This window comes from Roseiflexus sp. (assembly GCF_057785375.1).
In genome coordinates, this window is sequence record NZ_JBYNRX010000091.1 from 104,631 (window position 1) to 116,936 (window position 12,306).

At 60.9% G+C, this 12,306-nt stretch carries 9 protein-coding genes; 7 read left to right on the forward strand and 2 right to left on the reverse strand.

Features of this window, described 5'->3' with window-relative positions:
* Nucleotides 1-126: 126 nt before the first annotated feature.
* Nucleotides 127-477: an STAS domain-containing protein gene (locus AC3EA7_RS17815; RefSeq protein WP_488615414.1), complete on the reverse strand. Its 351-nt coding sequence runs from the start codon at nucleotides 475-477 to the stop codon at nucleotides 127-129.
* Between the two features lie 551 nt (nucleotides 478-1,028).
* Between AC3EA7_RS17815 and AC3EA7_RS17820 the strand changes: the two genes are divergently transcribed.
* From AC3EA7_RS17820 to AC3EA7_RS17835, 4 genes are all read left to right on the forward strand, one after another.
* The gene (locus AC3EA7_RS17820; RefSeq protein WP_488615415.1) at nucleotides 1,029-2,375 is read left to right on the forward strand and encodes a cyclic 2,3-diphosphoglycerate synthase; all 1,347 of its coding nucleotides are present in this window, start codon (nucleotides 1,029-1,031) and stop codon (nucleotides 2,373-2,375) included.
* A gap of 39 nt (nucleotides 2,376-2,414) precedes the next feature.
* Nucleotides 2,415-3,353 (forward strand): ornithine carbamoyltransferase, encoded by a 939-nt coding sequence (gene argF / locus AC3EA7_RS17825; protein ID WP_488615416.1) that lies wholly within the window; start codon nucleotides 2,415-2,417, stop codon nucleotides 3,351-3,353.
* Nucleotides 3,346-4,359: a carbamate kinase gene (arcC, locus tag AC3EA7_RS17830; RefSeq protein WP_488615417.1), complete on the forward strand. Its 1,014-nt coding sequence runs from the start codon at nucleotides 3,346-3,348 to the stop codon at nucleotides 4,357-4,359. Before argF ends, arcC begins: the two co-directional genes overlap by 8 nt.
* Nucleotides 4,360-4,420: 61 nt before the next feature.
* Entirely contained in the window at nucleotides 4,421-5,428 is a 1,008-nt protein-coding gene (locus AC3EA7_RS17835; protein WP_488615418.1) for a 4Fe-4S binding protein, read from the forward strand.
* Nucleotides 5,429-5,430: 2 nt separating this feature from the next.
* Here the strand turns inward: AC3EA7_RS17835 and AC3EA7_RS17840 are convergent, their stop codons facing one another.
* Nucleotides 5,431-5,898 carry a hypothetical protein gene (locus tag AC3EA7_RS17840; RefSeq protein WP_488615419.1) on the reverse strand — a complete coding sequence of 156 codons (468 nt, stop codon included), beginning with the start codon at nucleotides 5,896-5,898 and terminating at the stop codon, nucleotides 5,431-5,433.
* A gap of 650 nt (nucleotides 5,899-6,548) precedes the next feature.
* Between AC3EA7_RS17840 and AC3EA7_RS17845 the strand changes: the two genes are divergently transcribed.
* The 3 genes from AC3EA7_RS17845 to AC3EA7_RS17855 all read left to right on the forward strand — a co-directional run bounded on the left by AC3EA7_RS17845 (nucleotide 6,549) and on the right by AC3EA7_RS17855 (nucleotide 11,832).
* A complete protein-coding gene (locus tag AC3EA7_RS17845; protein ID WP_488615420.1) occupies nucleotides 6,549-7,253 on the forward strand; it encodes a metallophosphoesterase family protein in 705 nt (234 codons plus the stop codon).
* A 45-nt stretch (nucleotides 7,254-7,298) separates the two neighbouring features.
* Nucleotides 7,299-8,573: a cystathionine gamma-synthase family protein gene (locus AC3EA7_RS17850; RefSeq protein WP_488615421.1), complete on the forward strand. Its 1,275-nt coding sequence runs from the start codon at nucleotides 7,299-7,301 to the stop codon at nucleotides 8,571-8,573.
* A 157-nt stretch (nucleotides 8,574-8,730) separates the two neighbouring features.
* The gene (locus AC3EA7_RS17855) at nucleotides 8,731-11,832 is read left to right on the forward strand and encodes a histidine kinase N-terminal 7TM domain-containing protein (RefSeq protein ID WP_488615422.1); all 3,102 of its coding nucleotides are present in this window, start codon (nucleotides 8,731-8,733) and stop codon (nucleotides 11,830-11,832) included.
* The last annotated feature ends 474 nt before the right edge of the window (nucleotides 11,833-12,306 follow it).

The following is a 12,306-nucleotide window of genomic DNA, read 5'->3' on the forward strand; positions in this document are numbered from 1 at the left end:
GATCACCCAAACCTGGACCATCAAGGACGTGGAGCGGCGGACGTTGGCTTCGACAGGCTCAGCCAACGTCCGCCCAAAGATGGTCAACATAGACAATGATGGTACAACATCTGGTTAATCGCTCTATCAGAAGGAACCGACTGCCTCGACCGTATCGGAATAGATCTCAAAAAGTGATGTAAAGCCGGTTAAATCGAACACTTCTTTGATCCGCGGCGGGAGGTTGGCGATACGCACATCGCCGCCTTCCAAGTCGGTCAGTTTCCAGTCGCGCGCACGCTTACGCGCCTCGATCAGGACACGCAACCCAGGGCTGGCCACGTATTCGAGTTCAGACAGATCGAGAACGATTCGGTAGCGGTTCTGGTCGAATAATTCATCGAACTTCTGTTTGAGTTGCGGTGCGTTCATCGCATCGAGCCGCCCTTTGATCGCCAGTAGATCGACGCGATTGAGTCGTTTGTGCGTGATCTCCATGAGCCGCCCTCCTTTGCGCGTTCAAACCCGTGCCTTGCGCTTCACAGGAAACAGTACGGATTATAGCATAGGTATGAGGCAAGGGGCGCGAGGAGCGAGGCGCGAGCCACGCCGCAAGCGCCGGTGCGACATGTATGAGGCAAGGGGCGCGAGGAACGAGATCGCCTCTCGCCTCTCGCCTCTCGCCTCTCGCCTCTCGCCTCTCGCCTCTCGCCTCTCGCCTCTCGCCTCTCGCCTCTCGCCTCTTGCCTCTCGCCTCTCGCCTCTCGCCTCTCCCCTCTCGCCTCTCGCCTCTCGCCTCTTGCCTCTCCCCTCTCGCCTCTTGCCTCTGCCTGGATGCATGCTGGATCATCCACGAAGGACGCGAAGCAGCACGAAGGATGTTCCTCCTCTCCTCTCTCGCCTCTCGCCTCTCCCCTCTCGCCCCTTGCCCGTAGTCAATCATTCCCTCCACGTCCCCGAATCTTTTCGCCACTCCTGGTTACATGACTTATCATGGAGGGCGCGCGGCATTGAGAGCGCCTATCTCAGCGTTGAGAAAGGATCAGCCAATGGCTCACCGTCGAGTCATCATCATGGGGGCGGCGGGACGCGATTTTCACACGTTCAACGTCCTCTTCCGCGATGATCCGTCCAGCCGGGTCATTGCGTTCACCGCTGCGCAGGTCCCGAACATCGCCGACCGGCGTTACCCGCCGCAACTCGCCGGTCCGTTCTACCCCGACGGCATCCCGATCCTGCCGGAAAGCGCCCTCGAGGATGCGATCCGTCAGTTGGAGGCGGATGAGGTCATTTTCGCCTATTCGGACGTGTCGTTCAACTATGTGATGGAACGCGCTGCACGAGTTGCGGCGGCAGGCGCCGATTTCCGCCTGATCGCTCCGGCGCACACCATGCTGGCGGCGCGCACGCCGGTGATTGCGGTCGTAGCGGTGCGCACCGGCTGCGGCAAAAGTCCGACCTCGCGCTTTGTCTGTCGCCTCCTGCGTGATAGTGGGTTGCGGGTGGTCGTTGTGCGCCATCCGATGCCGTATGGTGTGCTCGAACGCCAGCAGGTGCAGCGTTTTGCAACCATTGACGATCTCCGGCATGCCGATTGTACCATTGAGGAACAGGAAGAGTACGAACCGCATATCCTCGCCGGAACGCCAGTGTTCGCCGGGGTCGACTATGCCGCCATTCTCGAGGCTGCGGAGGACGAGGCGGACGTGATCGTCTGGGACGGCGGCAACAACGATGCGCCCTTCTTCCGTCCCGACCTGACGATCACCCTGGTTGATCCGCATCGCCCTGGTGATGAAGCGACGGCCTATCCAGGGGCGGTGAATCTGCGCTGTGCTGATGTGGCGCTGATCTCTAAGGTGGATACCGCGCCTGCCGAAAACGTCGCCGCTGTGCGCGAAAGCATCGCCCGCATCAATCCGCGCGCCGCCATTGTCGAAGCGGCGCTGCCGATCAGCGTCGATGATCCGGCTGCGATCCGTGGACGCCGCGTTCTGGCGGTTGAGGATGGACCGACCGTCACCCACGGCGGGATGCGCTTTGGCGCTGCCATGATCGCTGCGCAGCGCTACGGAGTGTCCGAGATTGTCGATCCGCGTCCCTATGCGGTGGGCCTGATTGCTCAGGCGTTTCACGACTATCCTCATCTCGATGCCGTGCTGCCCGCCGTCGGTTATGGCGCGGATCAGATCCGTGATCTGGCGGAGACCATCCGGCGCACACCGTGCGATCTGGTGATTCTGGGAACGCCGGTGGACCTGCGACGCCTGATGGCGCTGGAGCGCCCCGTTGTGCGGGTGCGCTACGAACTCGAAGAGCGCACTATGCCGGGTCTGGCTGAGGCGATCGACACGGCGCTGGCACGCTTCCGGCGTGAGCGCGGCAGTCGCGGCTGAGACGGTAAAGCGTTACCTGGAGACAAAGGGAGAAGCGCTATGCACGTCCGACATTTCCTTTCGATCCATGATCTGCCGCAAGGGGCATTCTGGCGCTTGCTCGACCTATCGCGCCATGTCAAGGCGTTGCCAATGGCATATGCGCATGCACTCAAGGGCCGAGCGCTGGCGATGATCTTCGAGAAGCCGTCGCTGCGCACGCGCGTCACGTTCGAGATCGGCGTCCAGCAACTCGGCGGCTTCGCCGTCTATTTGGGACCGCAGGAGATTGGACTGGGGAAGCGCGAAGCCGTGATCGATGTGGCGCGCAATCTGTCGCGTTGGGTTCATGGGATCATGGCGCGCACATTCGAGCATAACACTGTGGTGGAGTTAGCCAGGCACGCAACTGTACCGGTCATCAACGGTCTGACCGACCTGTTGCACCCTTGCCAGGCGATGGCGGACTACCTGACGATGCTGGAGCGCAAGGGCCGGCTGGCAGGTCTCCGCATCGCCTATGTGGGGGATGGCAACAATGTTGCGCATTCGCTCATGTTTGGCGCTGCCCAATGCGGCGCTCACCTGGTTGTCGCCACGCCGCACGGGTATGAACCGGATCGACGGATCGTCCAGATGGCGCGTGAAGATGCGCGCGTCTCTGGTGCGGTGATCGAAGTGACCGACGATCCGCGTGAAGCGGTGATGGGCTCCGATGTCGTCTATACCGATACGTGGGTCAGTATGGGGCGCGAGTCGGAAGCGGCTGTGCGACGTGAAGCGTTTGCCGCCTATCAGGTCAATGCGCGTCTCATGGCGTATGCCCGCCCCGACGCGATCTTCATGCATTGCCTGCCGTGTCACCGGGGCGAGGAAGTTACCGATGAGGTGATCGAGTCGTCGCAGTCGGTGGTGTACGATCAGGCAGAGAACCGGCTCCACGTTCAGAAGGCGATCATGATCGATCTGATGAGTCAGCCAGGAGCAGACCGTGCGTAGACCAACTGTTGTTGCCATTGGCGGCAACTCGCTCATTCGCTCCGGTCAGCGTGGCAGCACCGAAGAACAGCGTGCGAATGCGCTCACAACCGCGCGCGCGATTGCCGGGCTGGTGCAGCGTGGGCACGCGATCATCATCACCCACGGCAATGGACCGCAGGTTGGCGCGCAACTGCTGCGCTCAGAGATCGCCGCCGATCATGTGTATCCCGAACCGCTCGACGTATGCGGCGCCAGCACACAGGGCGCCATTGGCTATATGCTCGAACAGGCGCTGATCCATGCCTTCGCCGATGCCGGTGTGCAGGCGCCGGTGGCAACTGTGCTGACTCAGGTGGTCGTCAATCCCGCTGATCCCGCCTTCCAGCACCCGACGAAGCCGGTGGGACCATTCTACACGGCTGAACAGGCACAGCAGCGCGCCCGCGACAAGAGGTGGACGGTCGTCGAGGATGCAGCACGCGGTTGGCGGCGGGTTGTGCCTTCGCCCGAACCGCGTGAGATCGTTGAGATCGACGCCATCCGCGACCTGGCGGCATCTGGTTATGTGGTCATCGCTGCGGGCGGCGGCGGCATTCCCGTGGTGCGCCGCGGCGGTGAGCTGGTTGGCGTCGAGGCGGTGATCGACAAAGACCTGGCGGCGGCGCTGCTTGCCCGCTTGCTGCACGCCCGGTTGCTCATCATTTCGACCGATGTCGAGTGTGTCTATCTTCATTATCGCCGACGGGACGAGATGCCGTTGCAGCGTGTGCGCGCCGCAGCATTGCGGCGATACGCCGCCGAAGGGCATTTTCCGCCCGGCAATATGGGACCGAAAATCGAGGCGGCATTGCGATTTCTGGCACACGGAGGGCGAGAAGTCATCATCACGTCGCCTGAACTGCTGACCGCAGCCGTGGCTGGGAGCGCCGGCACGCACATTGTGGCGGAACGCTCATCGCGGCGCCGTCGCCGATGCGCGTCTGGCAGCCCATCCGCCCGGCGGCTGATGAAGATTGAACAATGAAACTCTGGAGACAACGGGAGCGTCTTACCCCTGTTACACCGCATAGCGAAAGGGGCGCCGGATGCAAGCGCTGACGTTGCGCACGCGGCTGATAGCCGCAGGCTGCGCTGCTGCTACGCTGTGGGGAATTGGGGCAGGCGCCTGGGTCATCAGTCAGTCACTCGCGCCCCTGATCTTTTTCGGGTATCTGGGAACGATCATCGCTCCGGGAATTCTGTTCTACCTGAGTCTGCCGCCGGCGAAACGCATCGCCGGTCGTCGTCCGCTGGTCGCCGCAATTGGGATCGGGATGCTCGCTGCGGCGCTGGCGCGCGTTCTGGCTCAACAATCGATCGTTGCAGTCGAGGGGTTCTTCTTCGAGTTGTTCAGCGGTGTTTTCGGAGCGGCGTTGCTCCACTTCGCCATTGCCAAACTGTTTGGTCCGCTGATCTTCGGGCGCGTCTACTGCGGATGGGCGTGCTGGACGGGCGCGCTGCTCGATCTGCTGCCGTTTCGTCATAGCGACGGGCGTCGTGGCGGAGTCTGGCGCTACCTGCGCTATCTGCACCTGGTTGTGAGCATGGCGCTTATTGCGCTGCTCTGGTTTGGCTTCCGGTATCTGCCGGATCGCGTCGATGCCCTGATCTGGTTTATTGGCGGAGTTGCCCTGTACTATGTGCTCGGCGTGACTCTGGCGTTCGTTCTGCGCGACAATCGCGCCTTCTGCAAGTATCTGTGTCCGGCGGGCGTGCTTGCGCTGCCTACCGCGCGCCTCTCGCTCCTCAAGGTGCGCGGCGACCCGCAGCGCTGCAATGCGCTTGGCGAATGCGTTGCCGCCTGTCCGATGGATATTCGCATTACCGATTACACGCATCACGGCGTGCGGGTGCTCTCCAGCGAGTGCATCTTGTGCCAGGCGTGCATCAATGCCTGTCCTGACGGCAGCCTGTCGCTGAGCCTCGGAGTCGATCCGCCGGGACGCCTGGAACTCCTGCGTGAACGTGGCGGGCCGGCGCCGGTGACGATCATCCCGCAGCGGTTGCGTCGGGCGCGGCGGAAGCCGGCGCTCAGAAACCGGGAGCGCGGCTGATATTATGCTCGGCTTGGCAGTTCCAGTGCGTTCGCCAGATCGATCAGCACGGCTTGTTCCATCTGGTGGATCGTCTCGGCGCCGATGCCCAGCCAGCCGCCATCGATCTCAGAAGCCGCCATTTCAAGCGCCAGGTCCATCAACCAGCGGCGGAAGGCGAGACCGGATGGAAGCCGGGAGGCAATGGTCCCGGCAGCGGTGACCGCGCGCAACATTGCCGGGCGATCGCCGGGCTGCCAGGTCCAGCGTGCGCCCGGCGGCGCTTCGCGCAGAATGTCTGCCGCCACTGCGCCGATCAGGTCGTGTTCGTGGTCGCGTTCCAATGCCCGGTGCAGCGCCGCGCCGAGCGCCAAACGTTCACGCACCTCCTGCACCTTACCGCCGACCGCTGTGGCAACGTACAACCCCACAGCCCACGGCGCGGCGCAGAGTGTCTGCCACTCTTCCGATGTGACCTGTCCGCGGATCATGGTGAACTCCGATTTCTGTCATGCAGTGTGTGTCTATCATACACCTGATTGGATGCGGATGTCGGTTGGGGGCGCCCGCAAGGGGCGCGCCGATGGCGATGCGGATGTCGGTTGGGGGCGCCTGCAAGGGGCGCGCCGCCGATGGCGCGATTGCCACGCCTGGGCAGTTCTGTTATCGTAGAGTGAGCAACCAGATGATGCGTCCTGTTGCCCGCAGTGTGTGTCGTGGAACTGGCGTTGGCTTCGACAGGCGCAGCCAACGCCGGCTCAGCCAACGCCGGCTCAGCCAACGCCAGTTGAGCCTGGCGAAACCATTGCCATCCGCGCCACAGGTGCGGTCCTGATCTCCAGGGTCATAGGGTCATCATGATTGAGTCCACTGCACAAAGGCTAACCACCAAGGACACGAAGCGCACGAAAGTGAATCGTTTGTGTCCCTTTGTGACCTTCGTGGTTACATCTTTTTGCAGTGAAGTCATGATTGCTCTAAAAAACGAGCCATCACCAACGGCTTCATATGCGGTATCTTTGCGCCTTTGCGCCTTTGTGTGCGCTTATTCAACCCCTAACCTCCGGTTCTCGGTTCTCGATTCCTGGTTCTCAGTTCTTTATTCAAGCACTACCCTGACATCTGGTATCTTGTAAAAGTAATGAAAGCATTGATCCTTTCCGACATCCACAGCAATTTCATCGCCTTAGAAGCGATCTGGGCGCGTGAGCGCGGCGCCGACGCCGTCTACTGCGCCGGCGATCTGGTCGATTATGGCGCATACCCGCGTGAAGTGCTCGACTGGATACGCGCCCGTAACGTCGTGTGCGTGCAGGGCAACCACGACCGGCAGGTGGCGGAAACGTTCCACGAACCGGCGCTCTGGCACATCACCGACAGCGCACTCCAGTGGCGCCACCACAATGCCCGGCGGTTGACGGCGGCAGACGCCGATTTCTTGATGTCGTTGCCGGAAGCGGTGACCTTTGATCTCGACGGCGTTCGTTATGGCATGACCCATCTCTACCGCAATTACGAACTCATTTTGAGCCGCCACGCCTATCGTTCATTCTGTCAGACGCGCTTTCCCGATCGCGAGATCGATCGGTTGATCCTGGGGCATACCCATCGCCAGGGGATTATGACGCTTGGCGAACGCGAGGTCTGGCTCAATCCCGGCAGCGCGTCCTACCGCCGAATGGATGATCCGGATCAAGAGGCGCACTACATCGTCATCGAAGACGGGATCATCTCGCTGCGCAGCGTTCCATATGATTGCAGCGTCGTCTATCATGAAGTCATGCAACAACGGCTGGCGGTCGACGAACTGCGCGTAATGCAGTGGTTTTTCGGCCCGCGTGATTAGCAGCGGCGGAACAGCGGCGTTCCGCTCACGTGCAAGGAGGCAGGTATGGCAGAGCGCAAACCGGAAGGATACCTCAACGGTCGTCCTCTCCATCCGGAAAGCCTGATGATGAGTTACGGCTACCGCCCCGAATGGTCGGAGGGCGCCGCCAAAATCCCGATCTTCCAGACCTCGACGTTCATTTTCAAATCGGCCGAAGAGGGCAAGGCATTCTTTGAACTGGCGTATGGTCTGCGGTCGCGTCGTGACGGTGAGCAGATGGGGTTGATCTACAGCCGTCTCAACAATCCCGACCTCGAAATCCTCGAAGACCGGTTGACGCTGTGGGACGAAGCCGAAGCGGCGGCGGTCTTTGCGAGCGGCATGGCAGCGATCACCACCACACTGTTGACATTTCTGCGTCCTGGCGATGTATTGCTCCACAGCGAACCGGTATATGGCGGCACCGATTTCCTGCTTAAGCACATTCTGCCGCAATTCGGCGTCCGCGTGGTCGGGTTTCGCGCCGGGACGCCGCCGGAACAGGCGGAACGTCATCTTGCCCGCCTTGGGCTGATCGAACGTCTGGCGTTCGTGTTCATTGAGACGCCCGCCAACCCGACGAACGACCTGGTTGACATTGCGGCATATGCTGCGCTGGCAGAACGGTTGAGCGGCACGCGCCGCATTCTGGTGGCGGTGGACAACACGTTTTTGGGACCGCTCTGGCAGCAACCGCTCAGACACGGCGCCGACCTGGTGCTCTATTCAGCCACTAAATACATCGGCGGGCACAGCGATGTCATCGCGGGGGTCTGCCTGGGAAGCCGCGAATTGCTGGATCAGGTCAAGATTTTGCGCACGATCTTCGGCACGATGGCGGGACCGCACACCGGCTGGTTGCTGCTGCGCAGCCTGGAAACGCTCAAATTGCGCATGACCGCCCAGATGAAAACCGCGCGGCACGTTGCCGCATTTCTGGATGCGCACCCAAAGGTGGCGCGCGTGCACTACCTGGGCAACCTGACCGAAGACGACCCGCAATACGAGGTGTTTCAGCGTCAGTGCAGCGCGCCAGGGGGCATGATTTCATTCGAGGTCGTCGGCGGCGAGGCCGAGGCGTTTCGTCTGCTGAATGCGTTGCAACTGATCCACCTGGCAGTCAGCCTGGGAGGCACTGAATCGCTTGCCGAACACCCCGCAACCATGACCCATGCAGACGTCGATCCCGAAGAACGGATAGAACTGGGGATTACCCCGGCGATGATCCGGCTCTCAATTGGTGTCGAACATCCCGAAGATTTGATCGCCGATCTGGCGCAGGCGCTGGAGGTGGTTTAGAAACACAACGAATTCGTTACGAAGTGGTAGTACAATCGGTACAATAGTGTCAATCGGCCAGATCTTCCGATTGGCGCAGAGACCCCGGGGTCAGGATGTTCGTTGCTCTGCGCAACGCGCATTTTGACCCCGAATGCGTTGCAGGGAGTCGCTGACCATGTGGTTGTTGCCCGTCTTTACCTCGTTGCTCCTGACCGCAGCGCTCATTGAAACAGCGGTCGCGCTGTATGCCTGGCGCCAGCGGATGACGGCCGGCGCCACGCAACTGGTCATGCTCATGGCGGCAGCCGTGGTCTGGACGCTGGCATACGGGCTGACGTTGGTTAGCACGTCGCTTCCGACCAAACTGCTCTGGCTTGGCGTCGCCCACCTCGGCATTGCATTCCTTCCGGTGCTGTATCTGCGCTTTGTCATCGCCTACACCAGGTACGCGATGTGGCTGTGGCGTTGGCGTGGCGCGCCGTGGTACGTCATCCCGATTGCAACGGTTGCGCTGAACTGGACAAACAGTGCGCACGGTCTGTACTATGCACACGCTGCGCTGGTTCAGCAAGGTTCGTTCGTCCTGTTGAACGTCATCCCTGGTCCGTGGGTGTGGGTGTTCGTAGTGTACAGCTACGCATTGATTGTCCTGGGTATGGTGATATTCTGGCGCGCCGCGCGCCGGGCGTCGTCGCTGTATCGCAGTCGTGCAACAATGATTGCCTTGAGTGCACTTGTGCCATGGCTTGCGAACCTGTTGCAACTCTTCGGGTTGCATCCCTTTATGCCGCTCGACCTGACCCCAATAGCGCTGGCATTCTCTGGTCTGGCAATTCTCTGGAGCATGTTTCGCTACCGGCTCTTTACGCTGGCGCCAATTGCGCGCGAGTATGTGGTCGAGGTGATGAGCGATGCGGTAATTGTGCTCAACGACCGCAATCGGATTATTGACATGAATCCGGCGGCGCAGCGCCTGTTCGCGCCCGACGGCAGGTCGCTCTTTGGGCATCCAATCGAGACGGTGCTGGCGGACTGTCCTGCGCTGGTTCAGGCATGTCGCGAGCCGGGCGAGCAGGTGCTGGAAAGTCAGTGGCAGCACCAGTTCTTCGAGGTTAAGATCAGTCCGCTCGTCAGCCAGGAAGGCCGGATCAACGGGCGTCTCCTGATCTGGCGCAATATTACGCAGCGCAAGCGCAAACAGGCATTGCTCCACAACCGGCTCCGTTTCATTAAGTTGATCCAGCAGGCGGCCAACGATGTTGTGCGCTGTGAGGTAGCGCAGATCGATGCGCAGATCACCGGTGTGCTCGAACAGGTCGTCCGACTCACCGGTATCGAGCGCAGTTACATCTTCCTGATAACGCCCGCCGGTGATCAGGCGATTAGAACCCACGAGTGGGCGCGTCCCGATGTCGTGTCGGATGGGAGAAGACGCAATCGGATTGATCTTCGGGATTTTGCGCCGGTGATTGAACCGATGCGGCGTGGCGAGGTCGTCATAGTACAGCGGCGGGATGTGCCGGAGTCCTCTGAATATGAGGTGATACGGCGGGAGATGGTTCGGCTTGGCATCCAAACGGCTGTTGGCATCCCGTTGTTCGTCGGCGCGCAGCTCATTGGATGGATCGGCTTTGATGTGGTGACCCGCGAATACCAGCCGTCCGATGCAGTGATTGAGGCGTTTCAACTGACCGGTCAGTTGATCGCCAGCGCCATTCATCGTCAGCGCACCGAAGCGACGCTCCATCAGCGTGAACAGATCTTCCGTTCGTTGTTCAACAATATGGTCGAAGGTGTCGCGCTTCATCGTCTGATCTATGATGACAGCGGCAGAGCAATCAATTATGAAATCTTCGATGTCAACCAACAGTACGAACGGATCATTGGTCTTCATCGCGAAGAGGTGATCGATCGCCTTGCGACCGATGTCTATGGCACGCCTGAGCCGCCGTATCTCGCAGAGTTCAGCGCAGTCGTCGCCACCGGTCAGCCGGCGCAGTTTGAAGTCTTTTTCGAGCCGATGCGAAAGCATTTCTTCATTTCGGTATCGCCGCTGGGACCGGATCAGTTTGCAACCATTTTCTTCGACATCACTGCGCGCAAGCAGGAAGAAGTCGAACGCGAACGGCTTCAGACGCAATTGATGCACGCGCAGCGTTTGGAAGCGATTGGACGATTGGCAGGCGGCGTCGCCCACGATTTCAACAATATCCTGACCGTGATCGGCGGCAGCGCCGATCTGGTGCTGGCGACATTGCCGCCGGACTCGCCAGCATACCCGGATCTTCAGGCGATCCGCCAGAGCGCTGCGCGAGCAGCCGGGTTGGTGCGCCAGTTGCTCACCTTTGCGCGGCGTCAACCGGGTTCCCCTCAAATCATCGATGCCAACGCGGTGATAGATGAGATGGTTCCCCTGATTACGCGCCTGATCGGTGAAGACATCCGCCTGACCTGGTCGCCGGCGCCGGATCCCTGTCCGATCCATATCGATCCGCATCAGTTTGAGCAGGTCGTGATGAATCTGATCGTCAATGCGCGTGATGCGATGCCGGAAGGGGGCGCGCTCACGCTGACCACGTCGCTCATGGAGGCGACAGACGATGTAGCAGGATCAACGCACTATGTATGCATTGTCGTTCAGGATACCGGCATCGGCATTTCGGATGAGATCAAAGCGCATATTTTCGAGCCGTACTTTACCACAAAAGCGCATGGAAAGGGCGCCGGTCTGGGTCTGGCGACGTGCCTGGGCGTTGTGCAGCAATACGGTGGGTTTATTCGCTTTGAGAGCGAAGTGGGACAGGAAACGCGCTTTGAGGTCTGCCTGCCGTATGCCGCCGGCGAGTCGCCGCATTGCCAGGAATCCGAGGCGGATACGCAACCGGAGCGCGGGTTAGAAACGATCCTGGTGGTCGAGGACGAACCGGCGGTTCGGCGCCTGGCAGTGCGCATCCTGCGCGATGATGGGTATACCGTCATCGAGGCGAGCAATGGGCATGAAGCGCAGCATGTGGTCGAGACGCTTTCTGAGCACGCGCTTCATCTGCTGCTCACCGATCTGGTGATGCCGGGGATGAGCGGTGTCGAACTGGCGTCCTGGGTTCAGTTCCGCTATCCTGGTGTGCGCGTGCTCTTTATGTCTGGCTATGCCCGTCAGGTATCAGTCCCCTACGACAATCCAGTCGTCGCTTTTCTGCAAAAGCCGTTCAATCGTCATACCTTGCTGAGTCAGGTGCGTCGTCTGCTCGACGCGGTCGCAGTGGATGCGTCCGGATGAAACCCGCCTCTGTCTCGGACGCCGTGCCCTGCGCGCGTGGGCACGCCCTCGTCTGCAACCACCTCGCCGACCAGTCGCGCCGCCGTGCCCTGTGCGCGTGGGCGCGCCCTGAGAACTGATACTCATGTGCGGTCATTCGTACCATGCTGCCGGGGCGCGCAGCGGGATGCTGGGGTGTTGCGGGCTAAAGCCCTCGCTGAGCAAGTGCAAGCCCCGTTGGGGCTGCTGACGCCAGGGTGGAGTCATGCGTCCACGACTGCCGACGCGCGTTGTGGATCGTTACGCCGTGCGAACCGGGCGCTCGAACATCTTGTCTGACTGACCGCACGTTAGTATGAGAACTGAGAACCGACCACTATGCCCTGTGCGCGTGGGCGCGCCTCGAGGTCTGCGCGCCGAGGGCAGGAACATTCCCACCGTGCCGTGTGCGCGTGGGCGCGCTGCGGGAAACCTACGACCGACCAGGAGCGCATC

Excerpts from the sequence above, each read along its gene's own strand:
- AC3EA7_RS17815 (WP_488615414.1), bottom strand. The coding sequence starts at position 477 with ATGGAGATCACGCACAAACGACTCAATCGCGTCGATCTACTGGCGATC.
- AC3EA7_RS17820 (WP_488615415.1), top strand. The coding sequence starts at position 1,029 with ATGGCTCACCGTCGAGTCATCATCATGGGGGCGGCGGGACGCGATTTT.
- argF (WP_488615416.1), top strand. The coding sequence starts at position 2,415 with ATGCACGTCCGACATTTCCTTTCGATCCATGATCTGCCGCAAGGGGCA.
- AC3EA7_RS17835 (WP_488615418.1), top strand. The coding sequence starts at position 4,421 with ATGCAAGCGCTGACGTTGCGCACGCGGCTGATAGCCGCAGGCTGCGCT.
- AC3EA7_RS17840 (WP_488615419.1), bottom strand. The coding sequence starts at position 5,898 with ATGATCCGCGGACAGGTCACATCGGAAGAGTGGCAGACACTCTGCGCC.
- AC3EA7_RS17845 (WP_488615420.1), top strand. The coding sequence starts at position 6,549 with ATGAAAGCATTGATCCTTTCCGACATCCACAGCAATTTCATCGCCTTA.
- AC3EA7_RS17850 (WP_488615421.1), top strand. The coding sequence starts at position 7,299 with ATGGCAGAGCGCAAACCGGAAGGATACCTCAACGGTCGTCCTCTCCAT.
- AC3EA7_RS17855 (WP_488615422.1), top strand. The coding sequence starts at position 8,731 with ATGTGGTTGTTGCCCGTCTTTACCTCGTTGCTCCTGACCGCAGCGCTC.